This is a genomic window from Rhodococcus sp. JCM 9793 (genome assembly GCF_055380405.1).
On sequence record NZ_AP043721.1, the window covers coordinates 4,887,071 to 4,911,993 of the forward strand.

A 24,923-nucleotide genomic window follows, 5' to 3' on the forward strand; every position below is an offset into this window, starting at 1 on the left:
ATCATGCTCCCGTCGAGGTTCGGATCAGGTTGAGGAACGCATCCTCGAGGCTCGGCTCGCCGGTCCGGTCGCGCAGTTCACCGGGGGTGAGTTGCGCGATCAACCGGCCTTCCCGCAGCAGAAGCAGTTGGTCGCAGTGGTCGGCTTCATCCATGACGTGGCTGGACACGAGAAGTGTCGTGCCTCGACCGGCCAATGCCCGGAAGTGGTCCCACAGTTCGGCGCGCAGCACCGGGTCGAGGCCGACGGTGGGTTCGTCGAGCACGAGAAGCTCGGGGTCGCCGACGAGTGAACAGGCGAGCGACAGGCGCCCGAGCTGACCACCGGACAGGGCACTCGCAGCATTACGCGCGTGGTCGGTCAGTCCGACTGCGGCGATCGTGTCGGCGACGGCAGAGCCTCGCCGGCCGTAGAGCGCCGCGAAGTAGGAGACGTTGTCGGTGACCGACAGGTCGAGATACACGCTCGGCGCTTGGGTCACGTAGCCGACACGCCGGCGTAGGTCTGCGGATCCCGCAGGTTTCCCGAGCACGGTGACGCTGCCCGATTCGACGATCTGAGTGCCGACGATCGACCGCATCAACGTGGTCTTTCCACAGCCGGAGGGTCCGAGCAGTCCGGTGATGGAGCCCCTGGAGACCTGCACGGTCACGCCGTCGAGTGCTCGATGGGTGCCGCGTCGGACCTCCAGGTCACGGACGTCGACGGCGAGAGATTCGGATCTGACGTTCATGGTCCACTCAATTCATCGAGTGTTGAAATCATCGTGTGTTGAATTCTGCAACTCGGATCCTCGCCCGTCAAGACCCGCACCGCATCTCCCTCTGTCCGACGCATCGGCGCCGTATCATGAGGCTCATGCTTCGCACCCGTCACGCCCTCGCCATCACCGCCGCCGCGTTGGTTCTCGCGGGATGCACCGCCAACGGCGACCCCGTACCCGAGTCTGCGGCATCGATCGAAACGCAGGCCACGACACCGGACGCACCGGCAACGCTGCCCACCGACGCGGCCGACAAGGTCTCCTCCGCGGGCGACAGCGCGAAGCTCACGGTCACCGACATCCGCACCGGGCAGCACGACGGTTTCGACCGCGTCGTGTACGAACTCGCCGGTGAAGGCATCCCCGGGTGGCGGGTCGGCTACGTCGACAGCGCGATCCAGGACGGCAGCGGCAACGAGATCCCCGTCGCCGGTGGCGCCGTGATCCAGGTCCTCATCGACGGATCGGCGTATCCGTTCGACATCGGCGTCGAACCGTATTCGGGTCCCAACCCGGTTCTCGGGTCACCTGGCGGATCCGTCGTCGAAGTCAACGGATCGGGTGTGTTCGAGGGCGTGACGCAGTCGTTCATCGGAGTGGCCGACCCGGACACCCCGTTCTCCGTCTCTTCCCTCACTGATCCCACTCGCTTGGTGATCGACGTGGCGAACTAGTCCTCCCCCGCGCCTACGCTTGACCTCGAGCGCGCTCGAGGTTCTAACGTCGAGCGCGACACAAGGAGGGCTCCCCCATGAGCATGGAAGTCACGGCGTGGAACGCGATGTACAACGCGATGCACGCCGAGAGCGATCGACGCCCGTTCTCCCGCGCAACCATGCGCAGGATCGGTGCATTCGCGCGGCCACATCGACGCAACATCATCGCGTACCTGATCCTGAGTGTGCTCATCGCAGCACTCGGGGTGGCCACACCGGTCCTCGCCGGCCGCGTCGTCGACGCGATCGTCGACAACGCCGCACTGTCGGTCGTCGTCTGGCTGGCGGTCGTCATCGCCGCGATCGCGCTGGTCGAGGCGGGGCTGGGCATCGCCAATCGATGGCTGTCGTCCAGCATCGGCGAAGATCTGATTCTCGATCTGCGCACGACGGTCTTCGATCATGTGCAGCGCATGCCGATCGCGTTCTTCACCCGCACCCGCACCGGTGCGCTGGTCTCGCGACTGAACAACGACGTGATAGGCGCGCAGCGCGCGTTCAGCGACACGCTGTCCGGTGTCGCCGGAAACGTCGTCACACTCGTGATCACTCTCGTCGTCATGTTCGGCATCTCGTGGCAGATCACCCTGCTGACACTGCTACTGTTGCCGATCTTCATCATTCCCGCTCGCACGATGGGCACGAAGCTCGCTCAGCTGAGCCGCGAAGCCGCCAACCACAATTCGGTGATGAACACGCAGATGACGGAGCGGTTCTCGGCGCCCGGCGCCACGCTCGTCAAGCTGTTCGGACGCCCCGCCCACGAATCGTCCGAGTTCGCCGTGCGCGCACGGCGCGTCCGCAACATCGGGGTTCGCACCGCGATGCTGCAGACCGTGTTCGTGACCGCCTTGACGCTCGTCTCCGCGCTCGCGCTGGCCCTGGTCTACGGCCTCGGCGGCTTCTATGCGCTACGTGGACAGCTCGATCCGGGTTCGGTCGTCGCGATGGCCATGTTGCTCACCCGCCTGTACGCCCCTCTGACCGCACTTGCCAGCGCGCGGATGGACGTGATGAGTGCGCTGGTGAGTTTCGAGCGGGTCTTCGAAATCCTCGACCTGACACCGCTGATCCGCGAGATCCCCGATGCGAAGCCCGTTCCGGACGGCCCTGTTGCGGTGGAAGTGCGCGATGTGGGTTTCGCATATCCGTCGGCCGACAAGGTGTCGCTCGCATCGCTCGAGGAGGTCGCGGTGCTCGACTCGCGTGGCGGCGAGACGGTGCTGCACGACGTGTCGTTCCGCGTCGAGCCGGGCGAGATGGTCGCGCTCGTCGGATCCTCCGGAGCGGGGAAATCGACCATTGCGCAATTGATTCCGCGGTTGTACGACGTCGACACGGGCACCGTACTGCTCAGCGACACGGACGTGCGCACGCTGACGGCGGATTCGATCCGGGCCACCGTCGGACTCGTCACGCAGGACGGGCACCTGTTCCACGACACGGTCCGCGGGAATCTTCTGCTGGCACGGCCCGAAGCCACCGAGGAGCAGGTCTGGGACGCGCTGCGCCGTGCCCGGCTCGATGAACTGATCCGCAGCCTGCCGACCGGTCTGGACACGGTCGTCGGAGAACGCGGTTACCGCCTGTCGGGTGGCGAACGTCAGCGACTGACCATCGCACGCCTCCTGCTGGCGCAACCGCGTGTGGTGATCCTCGACGAAGCGACCGCACATCTGGATTCGACATCCGAAGCCGCCGTGCAGGAAGCGCTCACCGAGGCACTCGCGGCTCGCACATCCATTGTGATCGCGCATCGCTTGTCGACGATCCGGGCCGCCGATCAAATTCTGGTGGTCGAGGCAGGACGCATAGTCGAGCGCGGCGGGCATCAGGAGTTGCTTGCGGCCGGCGGACGCTACGCCGAGCTGTATCGAACCCAATTCGCCGATTCCGGACCGAAGTCGTCCGCGAATATGCCGATACTTCAGCCATGACGACACAGAGCACCCAGGAAACCGAACTGCTGTTGACAATTCTCGGAAACCAGTTCGCCGGACTGCGCGGATCGTTGTCCGGTCTGACGGCAGAACAGGCGCGCAGCGTCCCGAGCGCGTCGGCGATGAGTTTGGCTTCGCTACTGAACCACCTGATCGACGGGCTCGCGGCGACCATCGATCGGATCTCCGGTGAGCAGAGCCGCGCCGCCGATCCGGTCGCCGCGTGGATGGCCGGATGGGAGGTAGCCGACGAGGCGGTCGCCGACCAGATTGCCCGCCTCGACGCCACCGCCGACCGTTTCGCGGCGACGCTACGCGCGGAACCCGACCTCGATCGCGTCGTCGAAATTCCCGCGGGGGCCGTGGTCTGGCTCGATCAGGGCGTGCCGTTCACCGTGCAGTTCCTGGTCCTGCATCAGATCGAGGAGTGGGCCCGGCATGCGGGCCACGCCGACATCATCCGGGAATCGATCGACGGCGCCACCGCAGATGTGCTGGCGGAGGCGCCGTCGATCGATACTCCGTGAACTGTCAGTCGCGGTAACCGCCGCGGCCACCACGGTCGCCGCGATCGCTGCGGTGGGTGAAATCTCCGCTGCCGTATTCCTTGCGGCCACCGCGACGATCGCCACCGCGGTCTCCACCACGCCGGTCTCCACCACGACGATCGCCACCGCGATCACCGCCGCGGGCCGACGCGGGACGTCCGCCGGGCGCACCGGCATCGCGCTGAAGCTGGATCAGCACACCCGAGATCCGGGTGGCGCGCAACGCCTCGAGGGCCTGCTGCGGCAGGTCCTTGGGGAGTTCGACGAGGCTGTGATCGGCGCGGATGCTGATGTGCCCGAAATCGCCGCGACGCAGGCCGCCTTCGTTGGCGATCGCACCGACGATCGCACCCGGCTGCACGCGATGCCGCTTGCCCACCGCGATGCGGTAGGTCGCCATCTCCTGGCCGTCGCGACCGACACGTGTCGCGCCGTCGTCCTCGAACCGGCGAGGCGGGCGTGGCTCACGCTCGCGGCGCGGCGGCGCGACCGGTTCCGGTTGCTCCTCCATGAGGAACGAATCCCCGTCGCGCGAGAGCACGGCCAGCGCGGCCGCGATGTCGGCGAGCGGAACGTCGTGTTCTCGCTCGTAATCCTCGATGAACGTGCGGAACAGCTGCAGGTGCTCGGACGTCAGCGCCTCGGTGATCGAGTCGTTGAACTTGGACACACGCTGCGCGTTGACGTCGTCGACGCTCGGCAACTGCATCTCGGCGACCGGCTGGCGGGTGGCCCGCTCGATCGCTTTGAGCAGGTGCCGCTCGCGGGGCGCTACGAACAGCAGTGCGTCACCACTGCGCCCTGCACGACCGGTGCGGCCGATGCGGTGCACATACGACTCGGTGTCGTGGGGAATGTCGTAGTTGACGACGTGGCTGATGCGTTCCACATCGAGACCGCGGGCCGCGACGTCAGTGGCGACCAGGATGTCCAGGGCTCCGCTCTTGAGCTGACCGATGGTCCGCTCACGCTGCGCCTGCACGATGTCGCCGTTGATCGCGGCAGCGGAGAACCCCCGTGCGCGCAGCCGCTCGGCGAGGTCCTCGGTGGCCTGCTTGGTCCGGACGAAGATGATCATCGCCTCGAACGACTCGACCTCGAGGATGCGTGTCAGTGCATCGAGCTTGCGCTGATGCGACACGAGCACCCAGCGCTGGGTCGTGTTGGAGGAGGTCGTGGTCTTCGACTTGACCGTGATCTCCTGCGGGTTGTTCAGGTACTGCTTCGACAGCCGGCGGATCGCGCCGGGCATCGTCGCCGAGAACAACGCGACCTGCTTGGTATCGGGGGTGTCGGCAAGAATCCGCTCGACGTCCTCCTGGAAGCCCATCGTGAGCATCTCGTCGGCCTCGTCGAGGACGAGGAACTCGAGCTCCGAGATGTCGAGGGTGCCCTTGGAAAGGTGATCGATCACACGTCCGGGGGTGCCGACGATGACCTGAGCACCGCGGCGCAGCCCGGCGAGCTGGACACCGTAGGCCTGACCGCCGTAGATGGGCAGCACATGCAGGCCCGGGATGTGCGACGAATACTTACCGAAAGCCTCCGCTACCTGCAGCGCGAGTTCTCGGGTGGGCGCAAGCACGAGCGCCTGGGGCCGCTTCTTCGAAGTGTCGATCCGGGAGAGGATGGGCACTGCGAACGCGGCAGTCTTGCCGGTGCCGGTCTGAGCGAGACCGACGACGTCCCGACCCTCCAGCAGTGGTGGGATGGTTGCCGCCTGGATCGGCGACGGGGACTCATAACCCACGTCCGAAAGAGCCTTCAGCACACGGTCGTCGATGTCGAGATCGGCAAACGTGAGGGATGCGGTCTCCTGGTCGGGGGCGTTTTCAATTTCACTCATTTGACCAGCAGTTTATCGGATGGCACGCCGATTCCGTACCAGACCCATGCAAGAGTGTGCCGAAACACGCCCCGAGCAGGGGTGTGTCGGCACTCATCAGACGCCTCGATACCGGACTCTACCCGCTGGTAGAACAGTGGAGCGCGCCCGCCGTCATCACCCCGGAAACACACCGTCGAACTCGGCTACGTCCGGGGGCAGACCGACGCGTCTGCCGCGCCGGACCTTCGCTCGCACCGAGGGCATCGTTCCCGGTCCACTACTCGTCTCCGTCCGGCGAATCGAGGTCCGGCGAATCGAGCTGATTTCGTCTCGCGCCGAGTTCATACTGAGGTAGTGCGGCGGTATCCCTCACGAGAAGAGGCCGGACGGCGACTCGCGCGCTCGGTCGAGCATCTTCGCGGAGCGGACACCGTCGTCCTCGCTCTACCCCGCGGTGGGCTTCCGGTGGCCCGCGAAGTCGCTCGCGCTCTCGGCGCTCCCCTCGACGTCCTCGTCGTCCGCAAACTCGGGGTGCCCTGGCATCCCGAACTCGCAATGGGCGCGATCGCCGAAGGCGGCATCCGTGTTCTCAACGACGACGTGATCCGGCTCGCCAGGATCGGCGCCGAGTCCATCGAACACATTCAGGCGCGTGAGAAGGTCGAACTGGATCGCCGTGGCGCACTGCTGCGTTCCGGTCGCGAACGTGTCGCGCTGAACGGACGGACCGCCGTCATCGTCGACGACGGGATGGCGACCGGAGCTACAGCAGCAGTCGCGTGCCGGGCCGCGCGCGCCGCCGGCAGCGCGCGGGTGGTGCTCGCCGTTCCCATCGCATCCCCCGAAGCGGTGCGACGGGTCGCGCGGGACGCAGACGAAGTGATCTGCCCGTGGGCGCCCACGGGCTACGACTCGGTGGGCGCGGCCTACTCCGATTTTCATCAGCTGAGTGACGACGAAGCCGCCGGCGTCCTGCGAGAGAGCACCCGACCGCCCCGAACATGACTTCGATACAAGCTACCAACGGGTAGCTTTCGTGGCGTACATCACGCACAATGAACCCTGAAACTTCCCAAAACCGGCAGCCCGGATGGTGCGGACGGGGACGCTCTGTGATGCAATGCACATCGCAAGTTCAAAAAGATGGAGGGGTCACAGATGGGTGAGATCACTGTTCCGCAGTCGTTCGCGATTCCGGACGACGTGTCGATGGCAGATTCGGTGTTCCGGCACGAGAAGGAGTCTCCCGACTTCGTGCCGTTCGAGCGCCTCATCGACGGCAAGTGGGTTCCGGTCACCGCAGTCCAGTTCGCCGCCGAGGTCCGCGCGGTCGCGAAGGGCCTGATGGCCTCCGGCGTCGAGCTCGGCGACCGCGTCGCGATCCTCTCGAGCACTCGCTACGAATGGGTTCTGCTGGACTACGCGATCTGGACCGCAGGCGGCGCCACGGTCGCGATCTACGAGACCTCCGCGGCCGACCAGTCGAAGTGGATCCTCGAAGACTCGGGAACATCCCTGCTCATCGTCGAGAACACCGAGCAGGCCGACATCGTCCGTGAGGTCGCCGAGGCTGCGCCGTCCGTGCGCGAGATGCTGCAGATCGATCCTGCCCCGGGCACCAAGGGCGCAATCGAGGAGCTCACCGCCCGCGGCGCTGCAGTCACCGACGAGCAGGTCGAGGAACGCCGCAAGCAGGTGAACGCGGAATCCGCCGCCACTCTCATCTACACCTCGGGTACCACCGGCCGGCCCAAGGGCGTGCAGCTCAAACATCGCCACTTCTACTCCGAGTCCACGGCAGCCCAGCTGGGGTTGCCCGACTCGATGGAAGCCGGTCAGCGCACACTGCTGTTCCTGCCACTCGCTCACGTGTTCGCGCGACTCATCTCCTTCGCGTCGTTCGATCACAAGGTCACTGTCGGTCACACCTCGGATCTGACGACCCTGCTCGACCAGTTCGCCGCATTCAAGCCGAATTTCATCCTCTCGGTTCCGCGCGTGTTCGAGAAGGTCTACAACTCCGCCAAGCAGAAGGCGTACGACGGCGGCAAGGGCAAGATCTTCGACAAGGCGGCCGACACCGCGATCGAGTACAGCAAGGCACTCGAAACGGGAGGTCCCGGCTTCGCCCTCAAGGCCAAGCACGCGCTGTTCGACAAGCTCGTCTACGGCAAGCTGCGCGATGCGCTCGGTGGAAACGCGACCCGGGCCGTGTCGGGCGGCGCCGCACTCGGTGCGCGCCTCGGCCACTTCTTCCGCGGTATCGGCGTCACGGTGTACGAGGGCTACGGCCTCACCGAAACCACCGGCGGCATTGTCATGAACACCCCGGAACATCAGAAGGTCGGAACGGTCGGACGGCCCCTCAACGGGCACTCCGCGAAGATCGCCGAGGACGGCGAACTGCTTCTCAAGGGCCCTGTTGTGTTCGACGGCTACTGGCAGAACGACGCGGCCACCGCCGACTCGATCCGCGACGGCTGGTTCCACACCGGCGACATCGGAACGATCGACGCCGACGGGTTCATCGCGATCACCGGACGTAAGAAGGAACTGCTCGTCACGGCCGGCGGCAAGAACGTCGCGCCCGCGATCCTCGAGGATTCCCTGCGTGCGCACCCGTTGATCAGCCAGGTCCTCGTCGTCGGCGACGCGAAGCCGTTCATCGGTGCGCTCGTCACCATCGACTCGGAGACTCTCCCCGGCTGGCTCGCGCGCCACAGCCTGCCCGCGGACAGCACCGTCGCAGATCTGATCACGAACCCCGATCTGATCGCGGAGATCGATTCGGCCGTGGCAGCCACGAACGCCAAGGTGTCGAAGGCCGAGGCCATCAAGAAGTACCGCATTCTCGAGACGGACTTCACGATCGAGACCGGCGAGCTGACCCCGACACTCAAGCTCAAGCGCAACATCATCCACGACAAGCACGGCTCGGCGATCGAGGCGCTCTACTCCTGACCCGTCTCCCTTACCCCGAGCACTTCTGAGCCGAAAGTGCCGTTCACTCGCCCGGTCGAGACGAACGGCACTTTCGCTCGCTCAGGGGAAGCGGTCAGCGTCGGGCGGTGACCTCGAGGACGAATTCTGCGATGTCACGGGTGACTGCACGATGGACGGGTTCGTGGAGCAGATCGTGCCCCGCGTCGGGGAATTCGTCGAGCTGCAGGTTCGGTACCTGCACAGCCCACGCCCGCACCGGTTCGATCGGCGCGAGTCGGTCGTCGATGCCGTGCACGGCAAGGACCGGAAGGCGGGAGTCGGCACATGCCCGAGCGAACTCGGGCCGTGTCGCCGACCGCGGGGTCCCGCACAGGACCGCGGCCCGGAATCGGCCGGCGTCGGTGCGCAGCAGCGCGAGCGCCGACGCTGCACCGAGGGAATGCCCCATCAGCACGAGCGGAATCCCGGTGTCCTCCGCGATCGCGGTCAACGCGGACAGGTCGGCCGCGTGGGACTCGACGGACCCCGCGGCATCGAGTTCGCCCTCGGACAATCCGTGTCCGGCCAGGTCGATGCCCCACAGTGCGATACCTCGAGCGCCGAGGCCCGCAGCGAAGCGGTGGTAGTTGCCGGTGTGCTGCCCGATGCCGTGTGCGAAGACGATACCGACCGACGCTGCGTCGGTATTCCAGGTGCGGTAGTGGATGCGGCCTGCGGCCCCGTCGAAGAACGGCATGGGTGCATTATCCGCTCACCACCGCCACTGGTCACCAGCAGTGCCCCTCGCCGCGGTAGGTGGGCACGGTGGTGCGAGCACCGTCCTCGACGACGTGGATCTGCGCGAACCTCTCGCACAACTCCCCCGCCTTCGCGTGCCTGAACCACACACGCCCACCGATCGGGACATCCGAGGCAGCGCGGCCGCGCACCGGGGTCTGCACCTCCCCCGCTCCCTCGTTGCGCAGAAGCTTCAGGCCTGCGGGCCGGACCGGCCGGGGAACACGGGCCGCACCCGGCGGTCCTGACGCGATGTACCCGCCGCCGAACAGGGTGGTGATCGACGGTGTCGGCTTGCGCACGGCGGACAACGCGAAGAACAACGAGGGATTCGGCGTGAACGAGTCATAGGCGTCGAACAGTGTCGGTACGTACAGTCCCGATCCGGCGGTGACCTCGGTGACCACCCGATCGGCCGAGCTCACCTCGAGGGATCCCGTGCCACCGCTGTTGACGATCTCGAGGTCGCCGACGACGGCGCGTACCGCGTCGACCACGTCGCCTCGCCGTGTCGCGAGTTCCCGCGCCGACATCTTCTTGACCACCCGCACCGGCAGCGACGAATCGGGCAGGCCCGCGATCTGTGCCTCGTAGAACATGATTCCGACGACGTCGAACCCCTCGGACTCAGCGACCCGTGCGAGCGCAGCTGCCTGATCCGGAGTGCGCAGCGGTGATCGTCGCACTCCGAGATGCACCGGTCCGACACGGAGTGATGCATCGATATCGAGGCACACTCGGGGACGAACAGTACGGCTACCCAACGCATTTCGGATCAGATCCAGCTGCGTCGAGGAATCGATCATGAGGGTCACCGACCCGATCGCGACGGGGTCGGTCGCGAGTTCCGCGAGGGCCACGCGATCGACGGTGGGATATCCGAGGAGGATGTCGCGTGCACCGCACTCGACGAGCCACAGCGCCTCACGCAACGAGTACGACATGATGCCGCGGAATCCGCCCCGCGCGGTGAGATCGGAACCGAGGACCTCTTCGAGCACGGTTCGGCAGCGCACCGACTTGCTGGCGACCCGTACGGGGGTGCCCGACGCGCGACGAACGAGATCGTCCGCGTTGTACCGCAATGCCGTCAGGTCCAATGCCGCGAAGGGCGGGTCCAGATCCGACGTCGCTGCGTCGAGGCGGTCGAGTACAGCGGTGTGACGGAGTGCAGCAGTGTTCAAGGGTTGTCCCATCGGTACGCAGGTGAGGTCAGGGATTCCCGACAGCACGGGCCGCGATGATCCCCGCCATGTCGTCGAGTTCGCCGACGATCGAGTCGCTTTCCCGGTCGACGAGCCAGCGCAGCGTGAAACCGTCGATGAGCGCAAGCGCGGTGCGCGCCACGGATTCGATCGGCTCCGTCCACGTCGTCCCGGTCTGTTCGGCACACGCTGTGAGGAATGCGTGCGCCTGTTCGTCCATGATGCGGTACTGCTGCATCGCGATGCCGCCACCGAGTGCGCCCGTATTGCGGTGACGAAGCGAGTAGGTGGTGATCTCATAGGTGAGAAGTTGACGTCCGGCGGTCGCCTCGATCGACGGCCACGCGGCGCTGAGCCCATTGAACAGCAGCTCTCGCAGTCCGCGAACGCCTTGCGGCGCGGCTTGGTCGTGGGGGACATCGAACGCCGTGCGCATAGTGTCGGCGAGTTGCTGAATCAGCGTCTCGGCCATCGCGACGACGAGGGCCTCCTTGCTGTCGAAACAGTAGTGGACCACCCCCAACGACACCCCGGCGTTCTCCGCAACTGCCCGCACGGTGACCGCGCCGACACCACCGCGTTCGGCGAGTTCCAGTGCAGATTCGACGAGTTGGGCTCGACGCTCATCCGCAGGCAACCGGTTCGACATTCCCCGATGGTAGTTCGGGAGGCTCGCGGGAAGCAGGGTATTGACCTGAACGCGTGTCCAGGTCGATCATGTGGGGATGGCGACGTGGCACAACTGGGCACGGACCGAGTCTTCGAGCCCGTATCGGTTCGACACACCGGACAGCACGGCCGAACTTGCAACAGCGATCGCGCGCGCTGCCGAACAGGGTCGACGCGTCAAAGCTGTCGGCGCGGGCCATTCGTTCACCGGCGTCGCCGTCACAGATGGAACCCTCCTGTCGCTCGACCGGATGACCGGGATCGAGACCGTATCGCCCACGGCGACCGGCGCGCTCGTGAGTGTGCGGGCGGGGACGCGCCTGCATGACCTGAGCGAGCATCTGTGGGCACTCGGTCTCGCGCTGCCCAATCTCGGCGACATCGACGTCCAGTCCGTCGCCGGAGCGATCTCCACCGGAACACACGGCACCGGGTCGGCTTTCACCGGTCTCGCAGCTCAGGTTCGTGCGGTGACGACGGTGCTGGCCGACGGATCGGTCGTCGAGTGCGCCCCCGAACAGGAACCCGAGTTGTTCGAGGTCTCCCGGCTCGGAATCGGTGCTTTCGGTGTTCTCTCGAGTGTGACGTTCGACTGCGTATCCGCATTCCGGCTGCGTGCCCACGAGGCGCCGGCCTCGCTGAGTGAGACGCTCGACGGCCTCCACGACCGGCTCCGCGCCGACCATTTCGAGTTCTACTGGTTCCCCCACACCGACGGCGTCCTCACCAAGAGCAACACCCGACTACCCGGTACCGCGCCGGTCGACCCTGTCGGGCGGATTCGGGGATTCGTCGACGACGAGATCCTGTCCAACGGCGTGTTCAACGCGTTCCAGCACCTGGGAACCCGGGTGCCCGCGTTGATTCCACGGCTCAATTCCGTGTCGTCGCGCGCATTGTCGGAGCGCACGTACACCGATCGCAGTCACCGGGTGTTCGCGTCGAATCGGCGTGTGCGATTCAGGGAGATGGAGTACGCCATACCGGTCGACGCGCTACCCACGGTGCTGGGCGAAATCGCGACATGGCTGAACCGCTCCGAAGTGCGGATCGGGTTCCCGATCGAGGTACGATTCGCGGCCGCCGACGATGTCTGGTTGTCCACCGCCCACGGCCGCGACACCGCCTACGTGGCCGTGCACCAGTTCCACCGCAGCGAGCACCGCGACTACTTCCGGGCAGTCGAGGCCATCGCTCGGTCCGTCGGCGGACGCCCGCACTGGGGGAAGTTGCACGGACTCACCGCCGCCGAGCTGAGCGAGGCGTATCCCCGATTCGACGACGTCCTCGCAGTGCGCGACCGTGTCGATCCGCAGCGCGTGTTCGACAACGCATACCTGCAGCGCGTACTCGGCGCGTAGAGGTGCGGGTCCGATTCAGAGGAATGCAGCGCGCATCGAATTGTCGGCCAGGACCTGTCTTTCCTCATCGGTCAATCCCAGCTGCTCACGCAGCGCAGTGAACGTGTCGTCCACATATCCGCCGAAGTACGCAGGGTCATCGGAGTTCACACTCACCGACAATCCTGCCTCGAGCATGCGGCGCAACGGATGATCTGCAAGCGTATCGACCACTCGCAACCGGACATTCGACAACGGGCACGCCGTCAACGGAATCTGTTCGTCCACCAGCCTCGCGACGAGTTCCGGATCTTCGAGGGACCGGATGCCGTGGTCGATGCGCTCGGCGCCGAGTAGATCCAGTGCCTGCCGGACATACTCCGGAGGTCCCTCCTCCCCCGCGTGCGCCGTGATGTGCAGACCTTCTGCACGGGCCCGCGCGAACACGTCCTCGAACAGTGATGGCGGGTATCCGACTTCCGCCGAATCCAGTCCGAGCGCGATGATCGGGGCCTGCAGCTTCATCAGCTCGGAGAAGGTGTCGTTCGCCTCCGGCACTGGACGATCGCGCACGATGGACGCGATCATCGCGGCATCGATGCCGTACTCGCGGCGCGCACCCGCGGCGGCGTCCGCGAGACCGTCGACGACCTCACGCAACTCGACTCCGCGAGCCGTGTGGGCCTGCGGATCGAAGAAGAATTCGGCTCTCGTGATGCCGGCCCGCGCCGCCCTCGCGAAGTACGCGCGGGCGAGGTCGGCGAAATCCTGTGCCGTGCGCAGAACTTCCATGTTGGCGTAGTAGAGGTCGAGGAACGACACGAGGTCCCCGAACTCGTATCGGCCGCGCAGATCGTCGAGGTCCCGGTACGGAAGCTCGATGCGATTGCGTTCCGCGAGGGCGAAGATCAGCTCGGGTTCGAGGGTTCCTTCGATGTGCACGTGCAGTTCCGCCAAGCCGTGCTCGTGCGGCACCGCGCCTTCCTCGACCATTGCTCAGATGCCCTTCCAGACGGGTGTGTGCTTCTCCGCGAGTGCGTCTGCACGCTCGCACGGCTGCGAAAAAGAATAGCTGACCTGCGAATGCGCGCTGAGTCACACACGTCATGGACGGCAGTCGCACGTCATGACACCCGCACGGCGACGGGGTTGACGAAGCCTGCGTCGTCGATGGAGACCTGGTCGCCGGTGCGAAACCAGCCGTCGTCGAACATCTCGGCGGTCGCGGCCGGATTGTTCCAATAACCGCGGGCGACGCTCGGCCCGCGGCACAGCAGCTCGCCCCTTCCTTCCTCGGCATCCGGGCCGAGCAACGCGACCTCGATTCCGCCGAAAGGTACACCGACACTGCGAGGATGCCTTCGGCGATTCTCGGACGGAAGCAGCAGGCCGATCCCTCCGGTCTCGGCCACACCCCAACCTCGGACGCAACGCGAGGTGGGGAAGGACGCTCGCAAGTGCCTCCACGGCACACGGGTCCCTCGAGCGCGCGCCGCGACGACGGTCCCTCCGAACGCGAGGGTCGGGAGCAACTGCACGCTGCATCCGACCGCCGTGCACAGCGGTGCGGTGATCACGGTGCGGCCGGGCTCGTTCGCCAGATCCATCGCGTGCCCCACGGCTTCGATCGTCGACAGGACGTTCGTATTGGTGAGTTCCACACCTCGCAGGTCACCGCCACAGCCTCGGACGTAGTAGAGCAGCGCCAGTTCGTCCGGTGACGCACCACCATCGAGGAACGGGACTCCGTCGGGGAGGGGCCCGTCGAGAATGAGTACGGCGCCGCTGTCGAATGCCATCCAGTCGATTTCGGTGTCGCTGCACGTGGGATCGGGCAGGACCGGCACACCGCCGGCGAGGACGACCCCGAGGAATGCGTGCAGCCACTCGAATCCGTTCCGGTAATGCACCAGGACGCGATCGGCCGGGCCGACTCCTTGGTCGAGGAGCCCTCCCGCGACCTTCGCCGCTTCGGTCCAGAGGTCGCGGTAGGTGACCGTGCGACCGTCCCCGTCGATCACAGCGACACGGTTCGAGTACCGCAACGCGCTGCGATCGAGCATTTCGGCAAGGCATGGTTCGAGATCTTCGTAGTGCAGAATCCCGCCGCAGCGGCGCATGGCGCGTTCACTCTGCAGCCAGCCCGCTCCCGCGGGAACTCCGACGACCGCCAGCGACATGGCCACCTCCCAACGCTGTCCGTGCTTGCACTATATGGCGTGGGTCACATTCTGGCCGGAGAACTGGATTCCGATGTGCGCCGGGTACGGCGGGCTCGCCCCCTGAACCCACGACACGTCCTCTCCGCGGTCTGCGGGATACGGTGTTCGCGTGGACCCCCATCTCTCGAGCATCGCGGCCCTCGCGTGGTGTCGCGAACTCGGCCTCGCCGACGACGCCCTCTCTTCCGGTGGACTTGTGACGGAAGCGGACGAGACGGCCACCACGGTCCGAGTGCTCAGCATCGGCGACACGGTCGCGGTGGTGGGTCCCGAGCCCACAGTGTCCGCTGTGGCAGCTCTGGCCGAGCCCTCGGACGAAGGCGCGGTGCGCGCTGCGGCAGGTGGTTACGCGGCCCGCACCGAGCAGCTCGGCCTGTGTCCGGAGTGGACGGATGCGGTGCGGATCAAGGATCCGTTGATCTCGCACGACACCGCGTACCTCGCCGAACTGGTGCGACGCTGCCCGCCCGACGACAGCACCGAGGTCGGCGCGGATGTACCCGATCGCGCGTTCGTCCTGCTCGACGACGACCACCAGCCTCTCGCCGGTGCGGGCTACCGCGAACTCCAGTCGCTGCTTGCGGATGTGAGGGTGCTGACGACACCGGAGAATCGACGACTCGGGTTGGGCGCCACCGTCGCGACACTGTGCACGCACGACGCGCTCGACGCCGGATTGATTCCCCTGTGGCGGACCCGCCGCGACAATCTCGCGGCACGGGGGCTGGCGGCGGTGTCGGGGTACGTCGAGTGGGGAACCCTCGTCACAGTGCGTTTGTCGGTCCGGTAGCCGACTCGGACCGGATGACCAATTCGATTCCAAGGGATCCTCATGAGCAGCAAAGACACGGGCACAGCCGCCGACAGCGCAGACACGGCGGGCGAGGCGAGTTACGTCGAGCCGGGAGCCGAGTTCACCCGCGACACCCACTACATCTCGACGCGAATCACCGCCGACGGCCGCGACGGATACCCGGTCGAAGCGGGGCGCTGCCGTCTCATCGCAGCACGTGCATGCCCTTGGGCCAACCGCACATTGATCGTGCGACGACTGCTCGGCCTCGAGGACGCGTTGTCGCTGGGACTGTGCGGCCCGACCCACGACCGGCGCAGCTGGACCTTCGACCTCGACCCCGGTGGTGTCGACCCGGTGCTGGGCATCGAGCGGCTTCAGGACGCGTACTTCGCGCGACAACCCGACTATCCCCGCGGCATCACGGTGCCGGCAATCGTCGATGTGCCGACCGGGAAGGTCGTGACCAACGACTATGCGCAGATCACGCTGGACTTCTCGACCGAATGGACCGCATTCCACCGCGACGGAGCACCGGACCTGTACCCGGAGTCGTTGCGGAGCGAGATCGACGAGGTAGCTGATCTTGTGTATCGGGACGTCAACAACGGCGTCTACCGGTGCGGGTTCGCCGGCTCACAAGACAAGTACGACGCCGCGTTCGACCGGTTGTTCGCTCGGCTCGATTGGCTCGAGGACCGGCTCACCCACCGGCGTTACCTGGTGGGCGACACGATCACGGAGGCCGACGTCCGGTTGTTCACGACCCTCGCCCGATTCGATCCCGTCTATCACGGTCATTTCAAGTGCAACCGGAATCCGCTCACCGCGTTCCCGGCACTGTGGGGCTACGCGCGCGACCTGTTCCAGACCCCTGGATTCGGCGACACGACCGATTTCGTGCAGATCAAGCAGCACTACTACATCGTCCACACCGATGTGAATCCGACGCAGATCGTGCCGAAGGGCCCCGACCTGTCGGGGTGGGTGACGCCGCACGGCCGGGAATCTCTCGGGGGCCGGCCGTTCGGCGACGGCACCCCGCCTCCCCCGCCGCGTGCGAAGGAGACGGTGCCGGCGGATCACACACCTCTGCGATCAGGCGTTCACTGACCGAACCCGTGCCCCGCATAGGTGCCGATGCTCCAGAACACTCCCTGCGGGTCGCGGCACGTGAAGCCGTGTGAGCCGTAGTCCTCGTCGCGCATCTCCACGGTGATGGTCGCGGCAGAGTCGCGGACCTTCTCGTAGAGGGCGTCGGCGATCGCAGCCTCGGGAACGACGAGGTAGATGGAGCCCGAGTCGGCGTGCTGATCGAGCGGGGTGTCACGCCCGGCGGAGCCGAGCATGATTCCGCCGCCGTACGGCCACGTCAGTTCTGCGTGGTCCACGGTGTCACCTTCGCCGTAGCACGCCGATTCGGTGAATCCGAGTGTGCCGACGAGGAACCGGATGGCGCCCCGAGCGTCGGTGTAGGCCAGGCACGGCCATACATTCGGGGCGCGTTTGTCGGTCTTGTCCTGGTTTGCTGCTGTGCTGGTCATGGAGACAAGGCTCCTCCGATCAGGCGCCGGAGTCTTGGACGAATGGGAACACTTCGTCCTGCCTCCAACGCGACGGCGGCACACCCGCGAACTCACGCCACTCGCGGGCGAGGTGGGCCTGGTCGTAGAACCCGCAGCGGACCGCCACGTCGGACAGCAGCGCTTCGGGCCTGCGCAACATCGCCTTCGACCTGTCGAATCTGGCGATGCGCGCGGATTCCTTGGGAGTGATGCCCAGTTCCGCGGTGAAGCGTGAGGTCAGATAGCGGCGACTCCATCCGAGATCGTCGGCCACCGCGCGCACTGCGGTGCCGGGTCGGGCGACGAGCTGCTGCCATGCGTGCGCGACACGCGCATCCATCTGCACGGCATCGCGAGCATCGAACAGCCGTCGGGTGAGGACGCGGTCGAGGATCGCGAAACGCTGCCGCCATTCGGGTGTCGCGGCGATCCGCTCGAGCAGTTCCTGCGCGTCGGGCCCCAGCAGGTCCTCGAGTTCGACCACCCACGCACCGAGTGCGGATGTCGGAACCCCGAGGAGAGCGCGGGCTCCGGCCGGCGTCAGGGCGAGCTGGATACCGTGCTGGTTGCCGTCGTGCGCGATCGTCACCGCCGAGGTGGCCAGACCGCTCGCCAATGCGGTGAAACGTCCCGGTTGCTGACCGGGCGCGGCCGCCCGGGTGATGTCGACGGGCTGATCGAGACTGAGAACGACGGTGAGATCCGGCGACGACAGACCCAGATGCTGCCCCGGTGGGAAGCCCGTCAGCCGATATCCTTCGTACCAACGCACGTAGGGTTGCAGCAACGGCGCGGGCCGCTGCCGGGCCCCGTCGGAAATGCCGACAACAGTTGACGACCGGGTCACAATTACCAGCGTAGCCACCGGCGGACACACGACAAGGATCGAAATGGGCGAAAAGTCTGTCGCACTGGACAAGAACGGTGAGGCCATCAAGGGTGGTGCGATCGAACGCGCGCTCATCAGGCTGCTCGACAACGGCAGCCGGCTGCAGGGCCCCGCGGTCGCGAAATACGTCGAGAGGCTGCGTCGTGCACATCCCGACGAGTCGCCCGCGCAGATCATCACGCGGCTCGAGAAGCAGTTCCTCACCACCATCACGGGAAGTGGTGCCGCAGCAGGCGCCACCGCCGCCTTCCCCGGCGTCGGCACCATCGCCGCCATCGGTGCGATCGGCGCCGAGTCGGTGTTCTTCCTCGAAGCATCGGCGCTGCTCACGCTCGCTGTCGCGTCGGTGTACGGAATCGAACCCCACGACCACAACCAGCGGCGCGCGCTCGTGCTCGCGGTTGCGCTCGGGGATTCCGGTAAGGAGATCGTCGCGGCCGCAACCGGCACGTCGCTGAAGAACTGGCCGAAGGCGCTGACGGGCCAGGTCGGCAGCAAACAGCTCAAACTGATGAACAACACGCTCGTGAAGAAGTTCGTCCGGAAGTACGCGGCCAGGCGGAGTGCACTGATCGTCGGCAAACTCGTGCCCGCGGGTATCGGCGCTGCGATCGGTGGTGCCGGGAACCGGACGATCGGCAAGCGCACGATCATCAACGCGCGCGAGGCCTTCGGAGCACCTCCCGCGATGTGGCCGGCCGAGCAGGGCACGCTGCCCGCCCCTCACCGGAGTTGAGAGTCCGACGCACTCGTCTCGACCTGGGTCGGTCGTCTCGACCTCGACCTGGGTCAGTCGTCTCGACACTGCCTGCACGTATGCTCGCGGCGGCACAATCGCGAGAGGTAACCGGGGGAACATTTCTGTGACAGCACCGTCAGCGAACACTCCGCACGGGCAGCCGCATTTCACGGCACCGGCGAGCGGACCCCCTCCCGGGATTGCAGTGGACGGGCTGACCAAGACGTTCGGCAGTGTCACCGCCGTGTCGAATCTGAGCTTCACAGTGCCGCGGGGTTCGATCACCGGGTTTCTCGGCCCCAACGGGTCGGGCAAGACGACGACACTGAGCATGGTGACGGGGCTGGTACGACCCACCGCCGGCACTGCATACGTCGACGGTGTGCCGTTCGGCCGGCTCGAACACCCCGCTCAGATCGTGGGCGCGGTGCTCGATGCGCAGAGCGCGCACCCGAAGCACACTGCAGCCACACACCTGAGGGCGTACTGCGCGGCGATGGGTGTGCCCGACGATCGGGCCGCCCGGATGCTCGACCTCGTGGGGTTGACTTCCGCAGCGCGTCGGCGGATCGGTGAGTTCTCGCTCGGGATGCGGCAACGCCTCGCATTGGCGACCGCGCTACTCGGCCAACCGCGTTATCTGATCCTCGACGAACCCGCCAACGGTCTCGACCCCGAGGGAATGGCATGGCTTCGCGACTTCCTCGTGACGTTCGCGCGAAACGGCGGCACCGTTCTGATCTCGAGTCACATCCTCCGCGAGGTCGAGCAGATGGCCGACCACCTCGTGATCATCAGCCGCGGTGCGCTCGTGATGCAGACCAGCATGGCGGAACTTCGCAACGCCTACCGGTCGCGGGTACTCGTTGCGGTATCCGACCCTGTGAAGCTGGCGACGGCACTCGCCGCGAGCGGTTTCACCGATGCGCAGATCCAGCCCGACGGCCGTCTGGCCGTCGTGGGCGTCGAACCCGATCGCATCGCCGCACTGGCGAGTGAACACGGCATCACACTGTTCGGTACGAGCATCGAGCATGTCGACCTCGAACAGGTCTTCCTCGCGATCACGGCCGGCCAGTACACGGCTGCACCGCAGAACTTCGGCGCGCCCCAGAACTTACAGAACTTGCAGAACTTCCAAGGCCGACCGACCTTCCAGCAACCGCCGACCGGACCCGGAGGACACCCGTGACCGCACTTCTGACAGCCGAGTTCCGGAAGGTACTCGGCCTGCGGTACTGGTGGATCCTGGGTATCGCCCCGCTGGTGGTCGGGTTGTTCTGCGGAGCTCTCACGCTCCCCGTGATGCGTCAGGTCGAGGACATCCTCGGGCCCGGCTTCGCCGAGGCCGCTGCAGCAGCAGTGGGCATCTCGTTCGCGCTCGCCCTGGTGTTCCTGTTCGCCGCGCTGTTCGGCGTCGTCGACTCCGGCGGCGAATACCAGCACCGCACCATCATCACCACCTTCCTCACCACACGCGGGCGCGACCTGGTCATCGCATCCAAGTACGCGACCGCGGCGCTGTTCGGTCTGCTGTATTGCGTGATCACGGAGGTCGTGTCGGCCCTGACCATCCTCATGTTCGGCGGTGGCTTCTCGGGCGCCGATCTCGGCAGTATCGCGGGCGTCCTCGGCACCGGTCTGCTCTGCGCGGTGCTGTGGGCACTCATCGGCTCGGGTCTGGGACTGTTCACCGGCTCGATGGTGGGCAGCGTCCTCGCGATCTGCGCGTGGGTTCCGTTCGGTGAGCTGACCGTGTCCCTCGTGCTGCACGGCATGGGTCTCGGTGGCGTCGCACAGTTCCTCCCTGCCCAGATCACCTGGTACACACTGTTCGGTGTCGTCGACGTGTCCGGCGAGGCCGAGATGCCGGTGTCGTGGCCGCTTGCCCCGCTCGTCCTGATCTTCTGGACCGCGTTGATCTGTGGGCTCGGGTGGTGGCGGACCCGCAGTCGCGATCTCACCTGAGTACTGCTGTCGCAGCCCGGGTCTAATGTCGGAGGAAATGCCACACCACACACACTCTCGAGGTTGGGTCCGCCGCCTCGGTGCAGAATGCATGCGCCACCGCAGAACGGCGATCGGCGCGCTCGCGCTCACAGCGATCGCCGCGCTGATCGATATCGCGTTCCCACTGCTCACCAAGGTCGCACTCGACAGCGCCACCGGGGAGGCCACTGAATTCGCCTCGATCCCGAACCTGATCGGACTCGCGGCCGCTGCGATCGCGGTGGGCGCGACCGTCCGGTTCGGATGCCAGTACGGGCGACGGATGCTGGCGGGAAGGCTCTCGCTGGACGTCCAACACGACCTCCGGTTACGTCTGCTCGGATCGCTGCAACGCCTCGACGGCCACGGTCAGGATCGCATCCGCACCGGACAGGTGGTGTCGCGCTCGATCACCGACCTTCAGCTCATCCAGGGTCTGCTCGCGATGGTTCCGATGTCGGCAGGCGCATTGCTGCAGCTCCTGCTGGCTCTCGCGATCATGACGTCGCTCTCGCCGCTGCTCACGCTGATCGCGGTCGCCACAGTGCCCGTCATCGTGACCATCGTGCGGGTGGTCCGCCCCAAGGTCTTCGCCGCGACATGGTCGGCGCAGCAGCGGGCCGCCGACCTCGCCCAGCACGTCGAGGAAACCGTTACCGGAGTCCGGGTGGTCAAAGGCTTCGGCCAGGAGGACCGTGCCGTCGACCAGCTCGAGAACCACGGCCGGATCCTGTACTCCGAGCGCATGCGGGCGGCACGGATCAACGCGCGGTTCGCTGCGCCGATGGGCGCGATCCCGCAGCTCGGTCTGGTCGCAACGATCGTGCTCGGTGGCTGGCTCACCTTGAACGGCACGATCACGGTCGGCACCTTCGTCGCGTTCACCGCGTACGTCGCGACGATGAGCGCGACGACCCGTACGTTGGCCCAGGTCGTGATCATGGCGCAGCTCTCGCGCGCCGCGGTCGAGCGGGTGTACGAGGTGATCGACACCGAGCCCGACGTCGCTGATCCTCCGCATCCGGTATCCCTCCCCGACGGTCCGCTCGGGCTCGCGTTCCGCGATGTCACTTTCGGTTTCGACGAGGGCCGCGACGTCCTCGACGGGATGGACCTCGAGGTGCTGCCCGGCGAGACCGTCGCGATCGTCGGGCCCGCCGGGTCGGGCAAGACCGCTCTGTCTCTGCTGGCACCACGCTTCTACACGCCATCGGCAGGCGCGGTGTGCCTGACGTCCGACGGCGGCGATGTCGATGTGGCCTCGCTGCGCGCCGACCGGCTGCGCGAAGCGGTGAGCCTCGTATTCGACGAGCCGTTCCTGTTCTCCGACACCATCGCGACGAACATCGCGCTGGGCCGGCCCGACGCCACCGACGAGGAGATCCGCGCCGCCGCGGTCGCGGCCCGCGCCGACGAGTTCATCGACTCCCTGACCGACGGGTACGACACCGTCGTCGGCGAGCGCGGTCTCACGCTCTCGGGTGGGCAACGGCAGCGTGTTGCGCTGGCTCGAGCCCTGCTGCTCAGTCCCCGGGTGCTGGTCCTCGACGACGCGACATCCGCAGTGGATGCCGAGACGGAGGCCGCGATCTACGCCGCGCTCCGCGCACAGACCGACCGCACCACCCTGGTGCTCGCACACCGCCGGTCGACGCTGGCACTCGCCGACCGTGTCGCGGTGCTCGACGACGGCAGGATCGTCGACGTCGGGACCGTCGACGAACTCGATCGGCGCAGTCCGGTGTTCCGCCGCTTGTTGACGGGCACATCACCCGATGCCCCATCCGAACAGGCCGTATCACCCGGGCGAAGTGTGCCCCCCGGTTCTCATGCGCTGTGGCCCGCCGCGGAGGCCTCGCCCGGCGACGGTTCACCGAGCGGGCCGGCTGCCCTCGCTCCCGCGACCCACGGCTCCGGTGGTGGGCGCAGTGCGGGCGGCCCCGTGAGCGGCGCGCTCGGCGCGGTGGCACCCACCCCCGAACTGCGCGCAGCGGTCGCCGCGTTGCCCCCGGCCGCGGAACAACCCGGCACCGACCCCGAACTGCAGTTGCGTGCGTTGCGCCGACCCGACCCGCAGTTCCGGCTTCTGCGAACGCTGCGCCCGGTGCGTCGGCTGCTCGCCGCAGTGATCGTGTGTCTGGCAGTCGAGTCCGCGATCAACATCGCGTTCCCGTCGATCGTGCGGTTCGCCGTCGACCGGGGTGTCACCCCCGGCGACCCCGACATGCTGTGGATCGCTGGAGCGATGGGTGTCGGACTCGCGCTGCTCGGGTGGGTCGCGGTCGCCGTCCTGACGGTACTCACCGCCCGAGCCGGGGAACGCGTGCTCTTCGGGCTGCGGGTACGCAGCTATGCGCACCTGCAGCGACTGGGCCTCGACTACTACGAGCGCGAACTGTCCGGCCGGATCATGACCCGGATGACGACCGACGTCGACGCGCTGTCGCAGTTCATCCAGACGGGATTGTCGACCGCGGTGGTGAGCGTGTTGACGCTGCTCGGCATCTCGGTGGCCCTGCTGGTCACCGACGCCTCGCTCGCCGTGGTGGTGCTCGGTGTCATCCCGGTGTTGGTGGCGGCGACGCTCTGGTTCCGGAAGGTCTCGGGTACGGCCTATGCGGTCTCGCGGGAACGCATCTCCGTGGTCAACGCCGACTTCCAGGAGAACATCACCGGACTGCGCGCGGCCCAGGCGTACCGCCGCGAGGAGACGTCTGCACGCCGGTTCGCCGAACGCGCCGACGCGTACCGCCGCAGCCGCATGCGGTCGCAGCGGGCGATCTCCCTGTACTTCCCGTTCATCACGTTCCTGTCGGATCTGGCGTTGGCGGCCGTCGTATTCGTGGGTGCGCGCGAGGTCGCGTCCGGCGCCACGACCGCGGGTGTGCTGATCGCGTTCGTCCTGTACCTGAACCTGCTGTTCGGTCCGATCCAGCAGTTGTCGCAGGTGTTCGACGGCTATCAGCAGGCACGCGTCGGGTTGCGCCGAATCGGTGATCTGCTGGCCACCGAGAGTTCTCTCGAGTCCGGACCGGCGGGCACCGTCGAGGTGTCCGGGCACCTGCGCGGCGACGTTCGTCTCGACGATGTCGGGTTCCGCTACAGCGGGGCCGACACGGCAGCGCTCGCCGACGTCGACCTCAGCTTTCCGCCTGGATCGACCGTCGCGTTGGTGGGTCGCACGGGTGCCGGGAAGTCGACGATCGTCAAACTGCTCGCCCGCTTCTACGACCCGACGTCCGGCTCGGTGCGGGTCGACGGGACGGATCTGCGCGGGTACCGGCTGCCCGAGTATCGCGGCAGGCTCGGCGTGGTGCCGCAGGAGGCGCATCTGTTCACCGGGACGGTGGCGAGCAACATCGCGTACGGCCGACCCGACGCCGACCGGTCCGCCATCGAATCCGCGGCGCGCGCGGTGGGGGCACTCGACATGATCGCCGGTCTCGACGGAGGGATGCTGCACCCGGTCGGCGAGCGTGGTCAGGGTCTGTCGGCCGGACAGCGTCAGTTGATCGCGTTGGCACGGGCCGAACTCGTCGATCCGGATCTGCTTCTGCTCGACGAAGCGACTGCCACCCTGGATCCGGCCACCGAGCAGGCCGTGCTCGAGGCCGGGGCGTCGCTCACGCGCTCACGGACTGCGGTGATCGTCGCGCACCGGCTCGCCACCGCGGCTCGCGCCGACCTGGTCGTGGTGATCGACGGGGGCCGAGTGGTCGAGAGCGGACCGCACGAGACACTGCACCGTGCAGGCGGTCTGTACACCACATTGTGGCATCTTGCTACCGGAACGCTCGTCCCCGACATCCAGGACGTCGCGGCCGACACGCCCGAACGGAACGCCGAACCGGTTGCGAGCCCTCACAGCTCGAATCTGTAACGGGGCCAGTGCTGCGGCGATGCACGTAACAGGGAATAATCGGCGGTCGAGAACCGTCATCGATGGAGACCCCGTCGACTCGAGATTGTGAGGTGGCTCTCGCGCATGAACGATCGG

The 24,923-nt window shown here is 66.7% G+C and carries 21 protein-coding genes; 12 read left to right on the forward strand and 9 right to left on the reverse strand.

What is annotated here, in order from left to right; genetic code table 11:
• Position 1: 1 nt before the first annotated feature.
• Entirely contained in the window at positions 2-733 is a 732-nt protein-coding gene (locus ACZ46K_RS24580) for an ABC transporter ATP-binding protein (protein WP_054806363.1), read from the reverse strand.
• A 125-nt stretch (positions 734-858) separates the two neighbouring features.
• Between ACZ46K_RS24580 and ACZ46K_RS24585 the strand changes: the two genes are divergently transcribed.
• From ACZ46K_RS24585 to ACZ46K_RS24595, 3 genes are all read left to right on the forward strand, one after another.
• Positions 859-1,437, forward strand: coding sequence for an AMIN-like domain-containing (lipo)protein (locus tag ACZ46K_RS24585; protein ID WP_054806362.1), 579 nt, complete (start codon positions 859-861; stop codon positions 1,435-1,437).
• Between the two features lie 77 nt (positions 1,438-1,514).
• On the forward strand, positions 1,515-3,416 hold the full coding sequence (locus ACZ46K_RS24590; RefSeq protein ID WP_464745262.1) for an ABC transporter ATP-binding protein: 1,902 nt from the start codon (positions 1,515-1,517) through the stop codon (positions 3,414-3,416).
• On the forward strand, positions 3,413-3,946 hold the full coding sequence (locus tag ACZ46K_RS24595; protein WP_464745263.1) for a mycothiol transferase: 534 nt from the start codon (positions 3,413-3,415) through the stop codon (positions 3,944-3,946). The genes ACZ46K_RS24590 and ACZ46K_RS24595 overlap by 4 nt, the downstream gene beginning before the upstream one ends.
• A gap of 4 nt (positions 3,947-3,950) precedes the next feature.
• Here ACZ46K_RS24595 and ACZ46K_RS24600 read toward each other — a convergent pair whose 3' ends face one another.
• On the reverse strand, positions 3,951-5,813 hold the full coding sequence (locus tag ACZ46K_RS24600) for a DEAD/DEAH box helicase (RefSeq protein WP_464745265.1): 1,863 nt from the start codon (positions 5,811-5,813) through the stop codon (positions 3,951-3,953).
• A 336-nt stretch (positions 5,814-6,149) separates the two neighbouring features.
• Here ACZ46K_RS24600 and ACZ46K_RS24605 point away from each other — a divergent pair, with 336 nt between their 5' ends.
• Complete coding sequence (locus ACZ46K_RS24605) at positions 6,150-6,800, forward strand: phosphoribosyltransferase (RefSeq protein WP_464745267.1); 651 nt, start codon at positions 6,150-6,152, stop codon at positions 6,798-6,800.
• Between the two features lie 153 nt (positions 6,801-6,953).
• Complete coding sequence (locus ACZ46K_RS24610; RefSeq protein ID WP_464745269.1) at positions 6,954-8,756, forward strand: AMP-dependent synthetase/ligase; 1,803 nt, start codon at positions 6,954-6,956, stop codon at positions 8,754-8,756.
• A gap of 94 nt (positions 8,757-8,850) precedes the next feature.
• Here the strand turns inward: ACZ46K_RS24610 and ACZ46K_RS24615 are convergent, their stop codons facing one another.
• Genes ACZ46K_RS24615 through ACZ46K_RS24625 form a run of 3 tightly spaced genes read right to left on the reverse strand, consistent with a single transcriptional unit; the run spans position 8,851 to position 11,369 of the window.
• On the reverse strand, positions 8,851-9,474 hold the full coding sequence (locus ACZ46K_RS24615) for an alpha/beta hydrolase (RefSeq protein WP_464745271.1): 624 nt from the start codon (positions 9,472-9,474) through the stop codon (positions 8,851-8,853).
• 31 nt (positions 9,475-9,505) lie between these two features.
• On the reverse strand, positions 9,506-10,711 hold the full coding sequence (locus tag ACZ46K_RS24620; protein WP_054810218.1) for an alanine racemase: 1,206 nt from the start codon (positions 10,709-10,711) through the stop codon (positions 9,506-9,508).
• Positions 10,712-10,727: 16 nt separating this feature from the next.
• Positions 10,728-11,369, reverse strand: a complete 642-nt coding sequence (locus ACZ46K_RS24625; RefSeq protein ID WP_464745273.1) for a TetR/AcrR family transcriptional regulator — start codon at positions 11,367-11,369, stop codon at positions 10,728-10,730.
• Positions 11,370-11,445: 76 nt separating this feature from the next.
• Between ACZ46K_RS24625 and ACZ46K_RS24630 the strand changes: the two genes are divergently transcribed.
• Entirely contained in the window at positions 11,446-12,750 is a 1,305-nt protein-coding gene (locus ACZ46K_RS24630; RefSeq protein ID WP_464745275.1) for a D-arabinono-1,4-lactone oxidase, read from the forward strand.
• Positions 12,751-12,765: 15 nt separating this feature from the next.
• On the opposite strand, the gene ACZ46K_RS24635 is transcribed toward ACZ46K_RS24630, so the two are convergent.
• Positions 12,766-13,722, reverse strand: a complete 957-nt coding sequence (locus ACZ46K_RS24635; RefSeq protein ID WP_054806543.1) for an adenosine deaminase — start codon at positions 13,720-13,722, stop codon at positions 12,766-12,768.
• A gap of 131 nt (positions 13,723-13,853) precedes the next feature.
• Positions 13,854-14,909 carry a class I adenylate-forming enzyme family protein gene (locus ACZ46K_RS24640; RefSeq protein WP_054806542.1) on the reverse strand — a complete coding sequence of 352 codons (1,056 nt, stop codon included), beginning with the start codon at positions 14,907-14,909 and terminating at the stop codon, positions 13,854-13,856.
• Positions 14,910-15,060: 151 nt separating this feature from the next.
• Here ACZ46K_RS24640 and ACZ46K_RS24645 point away from each other — a divergent pair, with 151 nt between their 5' ends.
• Together ACZ46K_RS24645 and ACZ46K_RS24650 are read left to right on the forward strand one after the other, a co-directional pair.
• Complete coding sequence (locus ACZ46K_RS24645) at positions 15,061-15,741, forward strand: GNAT family N-acetyltransferase (protein ID WP_054806541.1); 681 nt, start codon at positions 15,061-15,063, stop codon at positions 15,739-15,741.
• A 42-nt stretch (positions 15,742-15,783) separates the two neighbouring features.
• The gene (locus ACZ46K_RS24650; RefSeq protein WP_464745277.1) at positions 15,784-16,857 is read left to right on the forward strand and encodes a glutathione S-transferase family protein; all 1,074 of its coding nucleotides are present in this window, start codon (positions 15,784-15,786) and stop codon (positions 16,855-16,857) included.
• Here ACZ46K_RS24650 and ACZ46K_RS24655 read toward each other — a convergent pair.
• A complete protein-coding gene (locus ACZ46K_RS24655; RefSeq protein ID WP_464745279.1) occupies positions 16,851-17,288 on the reverse strand; it encodes a VOC family protein in 438 nt (145 codons plus the stop codon). The two genes, ACZ46K_RS24650 and ACZ46K_RS24655, sit on opposite strands and share 7 nt — an antisense overlap.
• Positions 17,289-17,307: 19 nt before the next feature.
• A complete protein-coding gene (locus ACZ46K_RS24660; RefSeq protein WP_464745281.1) occupies positions 17,308-18,156 on the reverse strand; it encodes a helix-turn-helix domain-containing protein in 849 nt (282 codons plus the stop codon).
• Between the two features lie 43 nt (positions 18,157-18,199).
• Here ACZ46K_RS24660 and ACZ46K_RS24665 point away from each other — a divergent pair, with 43 nt between their 5' ends.
• The 4 genes from ACZ46K_RS24665 (at position 18,200) to ACZ46K_RS24680 (ending at position 24,806) form a co-directional block, all read left to right on the forward strand.
• Positions 18,200-18,934, forward strand: a complete 735-nt coding sequence (locus ACZ46K_RS24665; RefSeq protein ID WP_054810215.1) for a hypothetical protein — start codon at positions 18,200-18,202, stop codon at positions 18,932-18,934.
• 127 nt (positions 18,935-19,061) lie between these two features.
• Entirely contained in the window at positions 19,062-20,129 is a 1,068-nt protein-coding gene (locus ACZ46K_RS24670; protein ID WP_464745283.1) for an ABC transporter ATP-binding protein, read from the forward strand.
• Complete coding sequence (locus ACZ46K_RS24675) at positions 20,126-20,905, forward strand: ABC transporter permease (RefSeq protein ID WP_054806540.1); 780 nt, start codon at positions 20,126-20,128, stop codon at positions 20,903-20,905. The genes ACZ46K_RS24670 and ACZ46K_RS24675 overlap by 4 nt, the downstream gene beginning before the upstream one ends.
• A gap of 37 nt (positions 20,906-20,942) precedes the next feature.
• Positions 20,943-24,806, forward strand: coding sequence for an ABC transporter ATP-binding protein (locus ACZ46K_RS24680; RefSeq protein WP_464745285.1), 3,864 nt, complete (start codon positions 20,943-20,945; stop codon positions 24,804-24,806).
• Positions 24,807-24,923 lie beyond the last annotated feature (117 nt).

Excerpts from the sequence above, each read along its gene's own strand:
- ACZ46K_RS24580 (WP_054806363.1), bottom strand. The coding sequence starts at position 733 with ATGAACGTCAGATCCGAATCTCTCGCCGTCGACGTCCGTGACCTGGAG.
- ACZ46K_RS24585 (WP_054806362.1), top strand. The coding sequence starts at position 859 with ATGCTTCGCACCCGTCACGCCCTCGCCATCACCGCCGCCGCGTTGGTT.
- ACZ46K_RS24590 (WP_464745262.1), top strand. The coding sequence starts at position 1,515 with ATGAGCATGGAAGTCACGGCGTGGAACGCGATGTACAACGCGATGCAC.
- ACZ46K_RS24595 (WP_464745263.1), top strand. The coding sequence starts at position 3,413 with ATGACGACACAGAGCACCCAGGAAACCGAACTGCTGTTGACAATTCTC.
- ACZ46K_RS24600 (WP_464745265.1), bottom strand. The coding sequence starts at position 5,813 with ATGAGTGAAATTGAAAACGCCCCCGACCAGGAGACCGCATCCCTCACG.
- ACZ46K_RS24610 (WP_464745269.1), top strand. The coding sequence starts at position 6,954 with ATGGGTGAGATCACTGTTCCGCAGTCGTTCGCGATTCCGGACGACGTG.
- ACZ46K_RS24615 (WP_464745271.1), bottom strand. The coding sequence starts at position 9,474 with ATGCCGTTCTTCGACGGGGCCGCAGGCCGCATCCACTACCGCACCTGG.
- ACZ46K_RS24620 (WP_054810218.1), bottom strand. The coding sequence starts at position 10,711 with ATGGGACAACCCTTGAACACTGCTGCACTCCGTCACACCGCTGTACTC.
- ACZ46K_RS24625 (WP_464745273.1), bottom strand. The coding sequence starts at position 11,369 with ATGTCGAACCGGTTGCCTGCGGATGAGCGTCGAGCCCAACTCGTCGAA.
- ACZ46K_RS24630 (WP_464745275.1), top strand. The coding sequence starts at position 11,446 with ATGGCGACGTGGCACAACTGGGCACGGACCGAGTCTTCGAGCCCGTAT.
- ACZ46K_RS24635 (WP_054806543.1), bottom strand. The coding sequence starts at position 13,722 with ATGGTCGAGGAAGGCGCGGTGCCGCACGAGCACGGCTTGGCGGAACTG.
- ACZ46K_RS24640 (WP_054806542.1), bottom strand. The coding sequence starts at position 14,909 with ATGTCGCTGGCGGTCGTCGGAGTTCCCGCGGGAGCGGGCTGGCTGCAG.
- ACZ46K_RS24650 (WP_464745277.1), top strand. The coding sequence starts at position 15,784 with ATGAGCAGCAAAGACACGGGCACAGCCGCCGACAGCGCAGACACGGCG.
- ACZ46K_RS24655 (WP_464745279.1), bottom strand. The coding sequence starts at position 17,288 with ATGACCAGCACAGCAGCAAACCAGGACAAGACCGACAAACGCGCCCCG.
- ACZ46K_RS24665 (WP_054810215.1), top strand. The coding sequence starts at position 18,200 with ATGGGCGAAAAGTCTGTCGCACTGGACAAGAACGGTGAGGCCATCAAG.
- ACZ46K_RS24680 (WP_464745285.1), top strand. The coding sequence starts at position 20,943 with ATGCCACACCACACACACTCTCGAGGTTGGGTCCGCCGCCTCGGTGCA.